The organism is Celeribacter persicus, assembly GCF_003050785.1.
In the GTDB taxonomy this organism is placed as follows: domain Bacteria; phylum Pseudomonadota; class Alphaproteobacteria; order Rhodobacterales; family Rhodobacteraceae; genus Celeribacter; species Celeribacter persicus.
This window is the reverse complement of record NZ_QAOH01000007.1, coordinates 69,154-82,145: the sequence shown is the minus strand read 5'-3', so window position 1 is coordinate 82,145 and position 12,992 is coordinate 69,154. Positions and strand designations below refer to the sequence as shown.

Below are 12,992 nucleotides of genomic sequence, written 5' to 3'. Positions count from 1 at the left end.
ACAGCTCGCATCAAAAGCGCAAGAAAAAGGCAAAGATTATGGCCGCCGACAAACAGAACCTGCAGGACGCTTTCCTCAACCATGTTCGCAAGACCAAAGTTCCCGTGACGATCTTTTTGATCAACGGGGTCAAACTTCAGGGTGTGATCACATGGTTCGACAATTTCTGCGTCCTCCTGCGCCGGGACGGCCAGTCTCAGCTCGTGTACAAACATGCGATCTCGACGATCATGCCGGCCCAGCCGATCAATCTTTACGATGGTGAAGAGGCCTGAGAGACCGGCCCTCTTGCATTGCGCAGGTTAAACTATAAGTGACACCACACTGATGGGCACCTGTCGGCACGCGACGGGTGCTTTCTCGCGTTCAAAGGAGCGGCATTTGGCCGAACTGCATGACCATGAGGTGAAGAAAACCCGCGCCTGGGTGCTTCATCCCGACATTACCTCCGACCGCACCCGCCGCGATCCCATCGCGGGGCTTGAAGAGGCCGTGGCGCTGGCGGATGCCTTGCCCGAGCTTGAGGTGGTGGGCTCCGAGATCGTGCGCCTGCCGAAAATCCAGCCGGGTCACCTCTTCGGTTCCGGTAAGATCGAGGAGTTGAAACAGCGGATGAAGGCGGCCGAGGTCGAGTTGGTGCTGGTCGACGGGCCGGTGACGCCGGTGCAACAGCGTAACCTCGAAAAAGAGTGGAAGGTCAAACTTCTCGACCGCACGGGGCTGATTCTCGAAATTTTCTCCGATCGTGCCCGGACCCGCGAGGGCGTGTTGCAGGTCGAAATGGCCGCACTCACCTATCAGCGCACCCGCCTTGTGCGCGCCTGGACCCACCTTGAGCGGCAACGTGGTGGGTTGGGTTTCGTTGGCGGTCCCGGCGAGACCCAGATCGAGGCCGACCGCCGCGCCATCGACGAACAACTGACCCGGCTCAGGCGTCAGTTGGAGAAGGTCGTGAAAACCCGCGAGCTGCACCGCGCCTCGCGCGCCAAGATTCCGTTTCCGATTGTTGCACTCGTGGGCTACACCAACGCCGGGAAATCGACGTTTTTCAACACGGTGACCGGCGCGGATGTCTTCGCGAAGGACATGCTTTTTGCGACGCTCGATCCGACCATGCGGCAACTGGTGATCGAAAACGCCCATGGCGGCGACCGGGAAATCATCCTGTCCGATACGGTGGGCTTCATCTCCAATCTGCCGACACAACTGGTCGCCGCTTTCCGCGCGACGCTCGAAGAGGTGCTGGACGCCGATCTGATCCTGCACGTGCGCGACATTGCTTCCGAGGAGACGGATCATCAGCGCGACGACGTGCTGAAAATCCTGCGCGATCTCGGGATTAAGGATGACGCGCCGATGTTCGAGGTCTGGAACAAGATCGACCTGCTGGACGAAGAAGCCCGCGCCGCCCGGATGGAGCGTGCTGCGCATGAGGACAATATCTTCGCGATTTCGGCGGTGACGGGCGAGGGTGTGCCGGAGCTTCTGGCCGCGATCTCCGCCTTTTTCGAGGAGGACAAGATCGAGCGCGATTTCCTTTTGCCCTACGCGGAAGGTCGCAAGCGGGCCTGGCTTTTCGAGGAAGGGGTTGTTCTTTCCGAGGAGATGACGGAAGACGGATATCAGCTTAAGGTGCTGTGGACGCCGCGGCAGGAAAAGCAATTCCGGGAGATGTGAGATGAGCGCTCAGACGACCAAGACCAAGGCGGGCGGCACGAAGAAACCTGCGGCGAAAAAGCCCGACGCGAAAAAGGCGGCTTCTCAGAGCGCCGCTCCGAAAAAGGCTTCGGGGGAAACGCCGCGTCTGTTTATGATGCTGTTCGAAGCCACGGCGGGGGCGAAGACCGGCTTGCGCATGGGCGCGCGCCACGCGATTGCCGTGTTCATGGTCGCGACCACCAGAGAAATCGCTGCGGCCAAGGCCTTCAAGGGGCTTGAGATGACGGGTTGGTCCGGGATGCAGATCAAGCACGGCATGGACATCACCGGCCAGAAACGCCTGAAAGATCCGGCCCTCGACCGCATGGCCCGCAAGGCCATCGAGAAGGGCGCGGGGTTCCTTGTCTACAAGAATGAGTTGAAGGGGCAGGCCTAAGGCTTACCGGCGCGCTGTCACCTGCCGCGCCGGATTGCCGACGACTCGTGCACCCGGCACAACGTCTTTCGTCACCACGGCCCCCGCACCGACAATCGCGCCATCACCGATGCTCACCCCTGGCAGGACGATCGTCCCGCCGCCGATCCACACGTCGGCACCGATGGTGACGGGCAGGGCGCGTTCAATGAGCTGCCCGCGCAGCACGGGGTCACGGTGATGATCGGCACAGTAGATCTGCACCTGTGGGCCGATCATCGTACGAGCCCCGATTTCCACCCGCCCGCTGTCGAGCACCACACAGCCGACATTCAGGAATGCCTCTTCGCCGAGGAACAGGTTCTCACCGTATAAAAGGTGAAACTGCCCCTCAATCCGTGCGCTTTCCGGCGCAGCCCCCAGAAGCGCACGCAGTTCGGGGTGGATATTGCCACGTTCGGACGGCAGGGCGAGGTTGTGCCGATGCACCGCATCGAAGACCCGCATGCGGATCGCGTCGATCTCCGGGTCCATGCAGCAATACCAGTCACCCGCGCGCATCTTGTCACGTTCGGAGGTCATTCCTTTGGCACCAGATGGGTGATGCCGACCCCCGCCGCGCGGGCAAGCTCCGGGTCGAGACTCATCGGCACATATTCGCCCCGCCGCCACAGCTCGCCCAGATCGTCGTAATGACGGCTCAGAGGATGGCCCGACTGGCCTGTGGCGGTGATGAAGACCGAACTGTCGGGATCGGCGAAATCATAGACGCCGCGATAGGCCGCGCCATGCACGTTGGCGAAAGGATCGTCGGGATCGCCGGAGGTGACGCCGCGCATCAGCGTGTTGTCGCCACCTGAGGTCGATTGCCGGATGTTCACCACCCATTTCAGGAAGGGTATCGTGCCCAGAACCGGGTGATCGTGATGCGCCATATGCGCGTCGCCCCAGCGCAGGCTCTCAAGGTTGGTCGAGTAATGTTCACCGATCCAAAGGAGCGCATCGTCGAGCGACTGGCGCGCGATGTCGGTGCAGGTCTCGATGGGCGCGGACTGGATCACGTCGCACCACACGGAGGCGCCGTCGATGTCGCGATAGACGCGTTCGATGAACAGCGGATCGACATGGGTGAACTCGCGCGCCAGAGGTCCGATGTCGTCGCGGATCAGACGGTCCTGAAGTGCACGCATCCAGGCGTAATAGATCAGCGGCTCCGGCAGATGCTCGTTCATCTCACCGTTCCATTCGGCCAGAAGCTCAAGCGCGCGTTGGCGTTGCCGCTCCGGCGTGCCCTCGGGCGCGGCCTCGCCGGTGAACCAGAGATCGGCACCGACGAGCGGCAGGAGCGTGCGTGCGGCGGGGGAAACCACGTCATTCTGCACTTCGATGAAACTGTCGCGGGTGTGTACCTCGCGCGATTGCATCAGCCGGGTCCAGCGTTGCACCCGCTGGGTATCGCCCCAGTGATAGGACAGGTGCTCGGGGAAGGGGGCCTCCACCGTCTTGTTGTTGGTGTTGCCGACGATGCCGGTCTCGCCGCCGGTGAAGAACGGCAGATCGTCGAAGTCGCGCCATCCTTGCCAGCGGTTGGTCTCGATCCAGCCGGGGGAGGGAATGCGGCCCTGCGACTGGTGTTGTGCGTCGCGCAGGGGCGCACGCCCGATCACCTTCATCTGCACCCGGTCCGGGTCGGCCATGACGAGATTGAGCGCGGGGGCGGCGAAATCGCGGGCGGCCTGCATCGCCTCGGTCAGGCTGCGCGCATGATTGAGTGCCACCACCGCGGACATGGACCGGTCGTCGGAGACAAGTGCTGTCCATGCGGCGGAAACCACATGGCCCGGCGGTGTGATCGTGTCGACGTCAAAGGCGGTGGCGGGCAGGACCGGACCGTTCTCGGTCCATTGCAGCGTCAGTGTGCGCGGCGCGGCATCCTTGATCTGCACGATCGAGGGGCGCGCGCGCATGGGCTTGAACCCCTCGGGGGTTAAAACCTCGTTCGTGTTGTCGGGGTTGAGCTTCTCGATATAAAGGTCCGCATCGTCGAGATAGGCTGCCGTGATGCCCCAACCGAAATCCTCGCGCCGCCCCGAGACGATGGCGGGAATGCCGGGAACGGAGGCACCGATTACGCCCCCGGTGGAAAGCTCCAGCCTTGCGAGATACCACGCACCGGGGGCGGAAAAGCCCAGATGCGGGTCATTGGCCAGAAGCGTCGAGCCGGTGGTCGAGCGCCCCGGAGCCGCCGCCCAGACGTTGGACGCGCCTGCAAGCCCGGCTTTGGGGAAAGGCGACATGGCATATTCGGTGCCGGAGGGCTGTTTGCCCGGCGTGGCCTCGGGGAAGAGCGATGCGTAAGAGGGCAAAAGCGCCGTGCCCGTGCCCGGCGCATCGGGCATCAGATCGCGCAACCGCTCCTGTGGCAGAAGCAGAGAGGCCTGCGCGCGCAGCACCTCGTTCGGGATCTGGTCGGAGAGCTGGAAGGCCACCAGTTTCAGGATCGCGATGGAATCGGCGGGCTGCCAATAGGCAATCTCGGTCGGGAAGAGGAAGAACTCCGGCGCGCCACGCCCGCGTGCGCCCTCGTTCACCTCGGCAATCCACGCATTCACCCCGCGCGCATAGGCGTCGAGAGCTGCCTTGGCCTCGGGGCTTTGCACCTGTGCGGAGGCCTGCGCTGCCTCGTAAATCCCCAGCCGCCGCATCAGTTCGTCGGTCTTGAACGTCCGCTCGCCGAACATCTCCGACAGCTTGCCCTGCGCGGTGCGGCGCAGAAGCATCATCTGGAACAACCGGTCCTGCGCATGGGCAAAACCCAGCCCGTAATAGACATCCTCATCCGTCGCACCGAAGATATGCGGCACATTGGCGTTGTCGCGGGCGATTTCGACCGGGGCGGAAATCCCCGGCACCTCGTAATCGGCGTTGTATTCCGGCAGGGAGCGTGCGGCGAGCCAATAGGTGAGCCAGATGCCGAGCACGGTCAGAAGCACAAGCGCGGAGACGAGTTTCAGAAGAATGGAAAAAGTGCGGGCCATGGGCAGGGCGAACCTATCGGATGTGCGCGAATGGATGTTGACGCCGGGCCGCGAGCGGCTACCGTTTGCGCCGTTAAACCATATCCGGCGGAGAGGGAAAAGCCATGCTTCAAACAGGGACGAAAGTCACATTTCTGGGGTTGGGAGTCATGGGGTCTCCGATGGCGGGGCATCTTGCGGCCAAGGGCCACGAGGTGACGGTTTACAACCGCACGACAGCGAAGGCGGAGGCCTGGGCCGCTGCGCATCGGGGCGGGTTTGCCGCCACGCCGCGCGAGGCCTCTGAGGGGGCGGAATTCGTTATGGCCTGTGTCGGCAACGATGACGACCTGCGCTCGGTCTGCCTCGGCCCGGATGGGGCCTTCGCGGGCATGAGCGCGGGGGCGGTGTTCGTCGATCACACCACGGTCTCGGCGAAAGTGACCCGCGAGCTTGCCGCCGTGGCTGCGGAAAAGGGCATCGGCTATGTCGATGCGCCGGTGTCGGGCGGTCAGGCGGGCGCCGAAAACGGTGTGTTGTCAGTCATGTGTGGCGGCGCGGAAGAGGATTATGCGAAAGCCGAACCGATCATGGCCGCTTATGGTCGCACGGTGAAGCGTCTCGGTGCGGTTGGCATGGGCCAGACCGCCAAGATGTGCAATCAGATCTGTATCGCGGGGCTGGTGCAGGGGCTCTCCGAGGCGCTTTTGCTGGCCGAGAACTCCGGCCTCGACGGGGAGGCGCTGGTCGAGGTGATCGCGGGCGGTGCGGCCGGAAGCTGGCAGATGGTGAACCGTCACAAGACCATGCTGGCGGGCGAATACGAGCACGGCTTTGCCGTTGACTGGATGCGCAAGGACCTGGCGATCTGTTTGGAGGCGGGGGAGGAGACGCGCACGCCTATGCCGGTTACGGCCCTTGTCGATCAGTTCTACAAGGACGTTCAAACCATGGGTGGCGGCCGTTGGGACACCTCGTCTCTGTTGGCGCGGCTCAAAGCGTTCAAGTGAGTATTTTCGCCAAGAAGAAGTTGCGAAAGGTTTTCTTCTTGGTTCAAATACTCAAACCGGAGCCCCTTTTCCAAGGCCCTGCGTTGCTGTTATAAGGCCTTTCGATCAAAAGGACTCTGAGCGATGGCCGACAAGAAAACTTCTGGCAACTCATCCGGGCGCGGGGCGCGCGATTTGCGGGTGAAGGTGAAGTCTGCGCGCGGGCGCAAGCTCTCGTCGACCCGTTGGCTGGAGCGTCAGCTCAACGATCCCTATGTGAAGCGCGCCAAGGCCGAGGGCTATCGCGGTCGTGCGGCCTTCAAAATTCTCGAACTCGATGACAAGTTTCGCTTTCTCGTGCCCGGCGCGCGCGTGGTCGATCTCGGCTGTGCGCCCGGCGGCTGGTGTCAGGTCGCGGTCAAGCGGGTGAATGCACTTGGCGAGAAGAGCGGCAAGAAGATCGGCACTGTTCTGGGCGTCGATTTGCAGGAGGTCGAACCCATTGCGGGGGCGCAGACCCATCAGCTCGATTTCATGTCGGACGATGCCGACGAGAAGGTCAAGGAGTGGCTCGGTGGAGAGGCCGATGTGGTGATGTCCGATATGGCGGCGGCCTCGTCCGGGCACAAACAGACCGATCACCTGCGGATCATCGCGCTGTGCGAGGCGGCGGCCTATCTGGCTTTTGACGTGCTCACTCCCGGTGGGACGTTTGTTGCGAAGGTTCTGGCGGGTGGGGCCGAGGGAGATCTTCAGAAGCTTCTGAAACAGAAATTCGAGAAGGTGGTGAACATGAAGCCGCCTGCCTCGCGTTCGGACAGTTCCGAGAAATTCGTGGTCGCCACGGGGTTCCGGGGCTGATGGAGCGCTGGCTGCGTCTTCGGGCGGGGCCGCTCGATCTGGCGTTCGATCCCGAGGTCGGCAATATCCGGCGTTTTGCCGTTCGGGATCGCGAGATTTTCCACACCGCGCATTGGGTCGGTACACCGGCCGCAGAGGCGGCGGGCAGCGTGATCGACGCGCATCTGGCGGGCGACTTTCTCGCCGCGCCTTTCGGGTCATCCGATCTGCTGGACGATCCACCCCACGGCTGGAGCGCCAATGCGCGCTGGCACCCGGTGGTGCGTGCGGAGGGCGGGGCCTGCGCGGTGATGAAGCTCGCTCTTGAGCGCCCGGTGATGGGCGCGCGGATCACCAAGGAGTTGCGGTTTTGTGAGGCTCACCCGGTGCTCTATCAGCGCCATGTGATCTCGGGCGGGCAGGGCGGTCTGACCTTTGCCCATCATCCGATGTTTCGGGTCTCTCCCGGCGATCATATCGCCTTTTCACCGAAACGCGCCGCGGTGAGCAACGATCCTCTGGAACCCGCGCATCGGCTGGCTGCGTGGGGGCGGAGCGCTGATCTCTCTGCCTTTCCGGCGGCGGACGGAGGCACGGTCGATCTGACGCGCTATCCGGATCGGGGGGACGGGGATACCGGTCATGAGGATTTCGTCACGCTTGTCGAGGCGGACATCGGCGGCATCGGCTGGACGGCGGTGTCACGGTTGGCGGAGAGTGATATCGTCGTGGTGCTCAAGGACAGCCGGGTGATGCCGGTCACCATGCTTTGGATATCAAACGGCGGGCGGGGTTATGCGCCCTGGGACGGGCGGCATGACGGCGTTTTGGGCATCGAGGACGGCTGTGCCGCAGGGGCCGAGGGGCACCGTGCCGCGCTTGGGGACAATGCCGTGGCGCGCGAAGGCGTGGCCACGGCTTTCGCCCTTACGGCTGGGGGCAGTCTCACCCTGCGCCATGCCATTGCTGTGCTCGAACGGCCTCCGGGCTGGGCCGGTGTGGTGGGGCTTTCTGTCGGGCCGGATCGTCTGACGGTGCACGGCATCGGCGGGGGATCGCTTGCGGTGCCCTTTGACGGGACTTATTTCTCGGTCTGAAATATACCTTTCTGATACAGATCAACGTCCGGGCCGCTGAAGGCGCTCTAACGTGCCGGGGATTTGTGTCATTCTAGATGGAGTACGAACCGCAATATGCGTCTGACGATCCGAACCAATCTGGCCATGCGTGTGCTGATGGCCTGCGCCGTGAACGAGGGGCATATGATCCGCCGGGCGGGCATTGCCAAAGCGGCGAATGCCTCGGAGAACCATCTGGCGCAGGTGGTGCATCTTCTGGCGGCGGGGGGCTATATCGAGACCACGCGCGGACGTGCGGGGGGGATCGTGCTGGCGCGCTCGCCGGAGAAGATTTCCCTTGGCGAAGTGTTTCGTCATTTCGAGGCGGCGGTGCCTTTCGCGGAATGTTTCGCGAATGAAGCCAACACCTGTCCGCTGCATGCGGTGTGCCGGTTGCGGATCGCGCTTACCGCCGCGCTCGAAGCCTTCTATAGCGTGCTCGATGACATGACCTTGCAGGACCTGGTGGAAGACAATGTGGGTCTTGAGGCGCTTTTGACGCTGCCCAATCCGGACATGATGTTGCCGCAGGGCGGTTGCGGGGCACAGCGTCAGGCGGGCTGACTCATCTTATCGGTGGCCGTGTCGCAGGTGCGGCTGTTCGGGTTCGCGCAAGGCGAGCACGAGCAAAGCGGCCACGCCAAGGCAGATCGGCACGGAGGCGAGCGCCAGTGTGTGATCGCCGCCTGAGAGGTCGAGCAGCCAGCCCACGAGCGGCTGAAACACCAAAGCCGCGCCGATCCCGATCATGTTGACGAAGGCCGTGACCGTGCCGACCGTGCTTTGATCTTGGCCTTCCTTTGCCATGGCGAAGGTGAGCATCTGCGCGCCGCAGAACACCCCGCCAAGAAAGAGCGCCGTGGACAGCAGCCAGACGCTGTCGGTCGTGGTGAAGATGACGGCGGCCCAAGCGAGCGTGGCCGCCACCGCGCCGCCGAAGACGATCCATTTGCGATGGCCCAAAGCGTCCGACACTGCGCCCCAGAGCACGGAACCTGCCGCCATACCCCAGAAGACCATGGAGACGGCGGTTTCCGCGGAAACGGAGGAGAGTGCGTGATCGGCGGTCAGTTCCTCGTTGCCCCAAAGCCCGCCATAGACATTGATCGGCATGTAGATCAGTGCGCCGACCAGCGACACAAGCCAGACCTGCGGGCTTTTGACGATCTGGCGCAGGGGGCCGAGCGGGTTGGCATGGGTCTCCGTGTCGCCCGCCGAAGGCGCGTCTCGGTAAAACAGCAGCGCCAGCACGAAAAGCCCGGCCCCGACCGTGCCGATGCCGAGAAAACTCGGGCGCCAACCCGCAGTGTCGGTGAGCGCGGTGAGCCAGACCACACCGATCGCCGTGCCGAGCATGCCCACCGCATTGACGATCCCGGAGAGAAGCGCGAAGCGGGCGGGTGCAAACCAGTGGTTGACCGCGTAGAGCGCGCCGACAAAGGCAAAGGAAGCCCCGAAGCCGGTCATCAGCCGCCCGATCCCGGCGATGGTGATATTGGGCGCGGCACCGACAAGTGCGATGCCCCCGGCGCAAAGCGCGATGGCCGGCACCACGAACCGCCGCGCGCCCCAGCGGTCGAGCAACAACCCGACGACAATCTGCATCGGCGCGTAAATCCAGAAAAACAGGGAGGAGAATACCCCCAAATCGGCATTCGACAGACCGAGGTCGCGGGTGATCGCCTCGGTGGCGGTGGAGGGGGAAATGCGGGCGACGAATTCGAACAGGAAGAACAGCGTGCCGATGGACAGGGCGAGGATGGCGTGACGGGCTCTGGCGGTGGACATTGGCGCTCCGGACTGATTTTGCACCTACATTCGCCATTTGACTTGCTGTGACAAGCCCGGTGGCGCGACAAAGCGATCACATGGTGGATTGCGACTTAACATGTGCGCTGCAACAGGGCATGAAAGGGGAAACAGAGGGAGAAGCCCATGAAACTGGTGCGTTTTGGCGAAGCGGGATCGGAGAAACCGGGGGTGATCGACCGCAAGGGTCGGCTCAGAGACCTGTCTGATCATGTGCATGACATCGCAGGAGATCAGCTCTCGCGGCTGGGCGAAGTTGCCCGTCTGGATCTCGATGCCCTGCCTGTGGTGAGCGAAGAGGTGCGCTATGGTCCCTGTGTCGGTGGCACCGGTAAGTTCATCTGCATCGGGCTCAATTTCGCCGATCACGCGGCGGAAAGCGGCATGGCGTTGCCGGAGGAGCCAGTGATCTTCGCGAAATACACATCTGCGATCTGTGGGCCGAACGACCCGATCCTGATCCCGCGCGGAGCGGAAAAGGTCGATTGGGAGGTCGAATTGGGTCTCGTGATCGGAAAGCCCGCGAAATATGTCGAGGAAGACGCGGCACTCGATTATCTGGCGGGCTATTGCCTGATCAACGATGTCTCCGAGCGGAGCTTTCAGCTTGAGCGCGCGGGGCAGTGGTCCAAGGGCAAATCCTCGGACAATTTCGGCCCGGTGGGCCCGTGGCTGGTGACGCCGGATGAGATCGAGGATCCGTCTGCGCTTGCTATGTGGCTCGATGTGAACGGTGAGCGGATGCAGGCGGGAACGACGGCCAACATGGTCTTCAAACCGGCGGCGCTGATTTCCTATCTGTCGCAATTCTTCACGCTTCGGCCCGGCGACATCATTTCCACCGGAACGCCCGCAGGAGTCGGCATGGGGATGGAACCGCAGCGTTTCCTGCGTGCGGGCGATGTGGTGACGCTCGGCATCGACGGCCTTGGCGAGCAGCGCCAGGTCTGCGTCGCTGACGGCTGACCCGGCGCTGGATGTTAGGCGTCGATCAGGGACTGTAGCAAGTGGCTGCGGGTTTCCGCCGTTTCACGGGTGTCGGCGAGCACGAATCCGGTGCACAGGCTTGCGCCTTCGGCTGCGGGCAACAGGGCCCCATCGAGCAGTCGCGTGGGGACGAACCAGCCGTCGGCGACGGGGCCCCTGAGCCGGGCGATCAGGGAGGGCATGGAACAGTGTGCCTTACCGGAAAAGGACAGGCTGAGCCGAAGGCCGCTTCGCTCTGCCGCCATGCGGTGCAACAGGATTTGCGGGGTGGAAGAATTGAAGCGAAAATTCGGGTCGAAGACGATCAGCCGCCCGTCGGTGGTCTGACCGATATCCAGCCCGCAGACTCCGAGAAAGCCGCGCTTGCGGGCCTCTTCCGCGACGTGCAGGGCAAGCGCATGACCCGTCTCCGGGTAGGAGGCTTCCGGGTCGATCACGCTGCCCAGCTGGCGGGCGGGGGCGGAGAAGGTCTGTTCGGCAGCCCCCAGATACTGCATCCCTTCGGGGCCAACCGCGAGATTGACGCACCAGCAACGCGTCACCGCCATGGCTTCTTCGACGATCACGCTTTCGATGCCCTGAGCGAGGAACGCCTCACGCGCTTCGGCGAGTTGTTCGGCGGTCTCGCAATGACGCACGGCATAGCCCCAACCGGTCGCTTCCTCCCCGCCGGCCTTGAGATAGGCGGGCAGGACGATGTCCTCGGGGAGGGCTTCGGTCGCATAGCTCTGGCGCGGGGCGAGGGCTTCAGGCGGCACCAGATCGGGCAGGGCGGTCTTGCTGTTGAGCCGTGACCAGAGCGCGGGGGGCACAAGATGGGCGGTGTCCTCAAACCGGTCCGCGCGCAGCGGATAAGGCCAGAACAGTTTCCGGCCTTCCGAGATCAGCCGGTCGGCGATGGCCTCGGCCTCGGCACCGGTTTCGTAGCGATACATTTCTTCATGGATCGACAACCCTGCTTCGGTGAGAAAATTCAGGATTTCGTCTGTGGTGCCACAGATGTGGCGTACCGTTGCACGATCGCCCAGAAGGCCGAGCAAAAGCGTCGTCACCGCATCGAGATTGAACGGCATATAACCCAGCATCCGGGTCTGTTGCAGGTCCGTGCGGGCCATATAGGCGGCATTGTCGGGGCAAAGCCTCACGTCCTGCCCGGTGAGCGTGAGCGGGGTCAGGACGGGCATGGCGGAACTTGTAGCAGACATCATGGCAAAAACTCCTCCACGGCACGAGCCAGCCTCAGGATACGTTCCGATCGGCGGTCGCCCGCAAAACTCGGGGTCTTGTTGGCGTCCAGCAGGATCGCGCGTCCGTCGTGAATGACGTAATCGAACTTGCCGAAATCGAATTTCATCTCCTCGCGATGGCGCAAGAGTTCCGGCGGCACATCGTCGATATACTCATAGCGCACCATGGTGCCGACCTTCACGAGCGGATCGGAGGCCACCAGCCGGTAACCGTAACTGGCGGAACCGAAGAACAGCCAGCCACGCAGACAATAGTGATCGCTCTCACGCTCCGGCATGAAGCGCTCGACCAGCAGATCCTCCCGCTCCCAGACCCAGCCCGGCACCTTGTCGAGGCTTTCGAGCAGGGGATAGGTTTTCTTCGGCAGGGTGCGTGCGAGATCCCAGTTCAGCCGGGCGAGATGTCTTTGCGCCTTCATCCTAAGCTGTGTCCGCCGGGGCAGGTTGCGCTGTTCCGGGGCACCGAAATGGTTCAGGTTCGATTTGACGATGACCGGTCCGTCCCAGTCATCTCCGGGTTGCAGACGAAGTGCGGAATATCGCCGTTTGGAAATGTCGAGCACCTCGCCGTTGAGTACCCGAACGCCCTTCGGTGCTGTCGGTACATCGGTCGGGGACATGCGTGTGATGTTGTGATGCAGAACACAGAGATCGGCATTCTCAGCGAAACCGGGACCGACATGCACCGTCAACCCCATCTCCTGCCAGATGTCGGCAAGACAGCTCAGGACATATTTCTTCTGTAAATCGTGCTCCAGATGGGACAGGCTGATCAGAGGCACGGGGTTCTCCTGTTTGGCAGTCTGCCCGTGTAAAGCAAGCCGCCGCTCTGCTGGCAAGGCTTTTCAGACTTTGCGGAGAGGGCATGACGCGTTGATGACTGATCGCTGCATGCGCTTCTTATACGATGG

Annotated in this window: 13 protein-coding genes; 8 read left to right on the top strand and 5 right to left on the bottom strand. The window is 62.9% G+C overall.

Annotated elements, in window-relative coordinates; all coding sequences use genetic code 11:
- Positions 1-38 precede the first annotated feature (38 nt).
- The 3 genes from hfq to C8N42_RS10855 all read left to right on the top strand — a co-directional run bounded on the left by hfq (position 39) and on the right by C8N42_RS10855 (position 2,095).
- On the top strand, positions 39-275 hold the full coding sequence (gene hfq, locus C8N42_RS10865; protein ID WP_066603845.1) for an RNA chaperone Hfq: 237 nt from the start codon (positions 39-41) through the stop codon (positions 273-275).
- A gap of 106 nt (positions 276-381) precedes the next feature.
- Positions 382-1,677, top strand: coding sequence for a GTPase HflX (gene hflX / locus C8N42_RS10860; RefSeq protein ID WP_245890058.1), 1,296 nt, complete (start codon positions 382-384; stop codon positions 1,675-1,677).
- A gap of 1 nt (position 1,678) precedes the next feature.
- Positions 1,679-2,095, top strand: coding sequence for a hypothetical protein (locus C8N42_RS10855; RefSeq protein ID WP_107816593.1), 417 nt, complete (start codon positions 1,679-1,681; stop codon positions 2,093-2,095).
- Positions 2,096-2,098: 3 nt separating this feature from the next.
- Here C8N42_RS10855 and C8N42_RS10850 read toward each other — a convergent pair whose 3' ends face one another.
- Positions 2,099-2,656 (bottom strand): sugar O-acetyltransferase, encoded by a 558-nt coding sequence (locus tag C8N42_RS10850; protein ID WP_107816592.1) that lies wholly within the window; start codon positions 2,654-2,656, stop codon positions 2,099-2,101.
- Entirely contained in the window at positions 2,653-5,112 is a 2,460-nt protein-coding gene (locus C8N42_RS10845) for a penicillin acylase family protein (protein ID WP_107816591.1), read from the bottom strand. The genes C8N42_RS10850 and C8N42_RS10845 overlap by 4 nt, the downstream gene beginning before the upstream one ends.
- A gap of 104 nt (positions 5,113-5,216) precedes the next feature.
- On the opposite strand from C8N42_RS10845, the gene C8N42_RS10840 reads away from it, so the two are divergent.
- The 4 genes from C8N42_RS10840 to C8N42_RS10825 all read left to right on the top strand — a co-directional run bounded on the left by C8N42_RS10840 (position 5,217) and on the right by C8N42_RS10825 (position 8,602).
- Entirely contained in the window at positions 5,217-6,101 is an 885-nt protein-coding gene (locus C8N42_RS10840) for an NAD(P)-dependent oxidoreductase (protein ID WP_107816590.1), read from the top strand.
- Between the two features lie 123 nt (positions 6,102-6,224).
- The gene (locus C8N42_RS10835) at positions 6,225-6,941 is read left to right on the top strand and encodes an RlmE family RNA methyltransferase (RefSeq protein WP_107816589.1); all 717 of its coding nucleotides are present in this window, start codon (positions 6,225-6,227) and stop codon (positions 6,939-6,941) included.
- A complete protein-coding gene (locus tag C8N42_RS10830) occupies positions 6,941-8,017 on the top strand; it encodes a hypothetical protein (RefSeq protein ID WP_107816588.1) in 1,077 nt (358 codons plus the stop codon). Before C8N42_RS10835 ends, C8N42_RS10830 begins: the two co-directional genes overlap by 1 nt.
- A gap of 96 nt (positions 8,018-8,113) precedes the next feature.
- Entirely contained in the window at positions 8,114-8,602 is a 489-nt protein-coding gene (locus C8N42_RS10825) for an RrF2 family transcriptional regulator (RefSeq protein ID WP_107816587.1), read from the top strand.
- Between the two features lie 6 nt (positions 8,603-8,608).
- Here C8N42_RS10825 and C8N42_RS10820 read toward each other — a convergent pair whose 3' ends face one another.
- On the bottom strand, positions 8,609-9,826 hold the full coding sequence (locus C8N42_RS10820; protein ID WP_107816586.1) for an MFS transporter: 1,218 nt from the start codon (positions 9,824-9,826) through the stop codon (positions 8,609-8,611).
- 147 nt (positions 9,827-9,973) lie between these two features.
- On the opposite strand from C8N42_RS10820, the gene C8N42_RS10815 reads away from it, so the two are divergent.
- On the top strand, positions 9,974-10,813 hold the full coding sequence (locus C8N42_RS10815; protein WP_107816585.1) for a fumarylacetoacetate hydrolase family protein: 840 nt from the start codon (positions 9,974-9,976) through the stop codon (positions 10,811-10,813).
- 14 nt (positions 10,814-10,827) lie between these two features.
- Here the strand turns inward: C8N42_RS10815 and C8N42_RS10810 are convergent, their stop codons facing one another.
- Both C8N42_RS10810 and C8N42_RS10805 read right to left on the bottom strand, forming a co-directional pair.
- Positions 10,828-12,042 carry a hypothetical protein gene (locus C8N42_RS10810; RefSeq protein ID WP_146168261.1) on the bottom strand — a complete coding sequence of 405 codons (1,215 nt, stop codon included), beginning with the start codon at positions 12,040-12,042 and terminating at the stop codon, positions 10,828-10,830.
- On the bottom strand, positions 12,039-12,863 hold the full coding sequence (locus C8N42_RS10805) for a hypothetical protein (protein WP_107816583.1): 825 nt from the start codon (positions 12,861-12,863) through the stop codon (positions 12,039-12,041). The genes C8N42_RS10810 and C8N42_RS10805 overlap by 4 nt, the downstream gene beginning before the upstream one ends.
- Between the last annotated feature and the right edge of the window lie 129 nt (positions 12,864-12,992).

Excerpts from the sequence above, each read along its gene's own strand:
- hfq (WP_066603845.1), top strand. The coding sequence starts at position 39 with ATGGCCGCCGACAAACAGAACCTGCAGGACGCTTTCCTCAACCATGTT.
- C8N42_RS10855 (WP_107816593.1), top strand. The coding sequence starts at position 1,679 with ATGAGCGCTCAGACGACCAAGACCAAGGCGGGCGGCACGAAGAAACCT.
- C8N42_RS10850 (WP_107816592.1), bottom strand. The coding sequence starts at position 2,656 with ATGACCTCCGAACGTGACAAGATGCGCGCGGGTGACTGGTATTGCTGC.
- C8N42_RS10845 (WP_107816591.1), bottom strand. The coding sequence starts at position 5,112 with ATGGCCCGCACTTTTTCCATTCTTCTGAAACTCGTCTCCGCGCTTGTG.
- C8N42_RS10840 (WP_107816590.1), top strand. The coding sequence starts at position 5,217 with ATGCTTCAAACAGGGACGAAAGTCACATTTCTGGGGTTGGGAGTCATG.
- C8N42_RS10835 (WP_107816589.1), top strand. The coding sequence starts at position 6,225 with ATGGCCGACAAGAAAACTTCTGGCAACTCATCCGGGCGCGGGGCGCGC.
- C8N42_RS10830 (WP_107816588.1), top strand. The coding sequence starts at position 6,941 with ATGGAGCGCTGGCTGCGTCTTCGGGCGGGGCCGCTCGATCTGGCGTTC.
- C8N42_RS10825 (WP_107816587.1), top strand. The coding sequence starts at position 8,114 with ATGCGTCTGACGATCCGAACCAATCTGGCCATGCGTGTGCTGATGGCC.
- C8N42_RS10820 (WP_107816586.1), bottom strand. The coding sequence starts at position 9,826 with ATGTCCACCGCCAGAGCCCGTCACGCCATCCTCGCCCTGTCCATCGGC.
- C8N42_RS10815 (WP_107816585.1), top strand. The coding sequence starts at position 9,974 with ATGAAACTGGTGCGTTTTGGCGAAGCGGGATCGGAGAAACCGGGGGTG.
- C8N42_RS10810 (WP_146168261.1), bottom strand. The coding sequence starts at position 12,042 with ATGATGTCTGCTACAAGTTCCGCCATGCCCGTCCTGACCCCGCTCACG.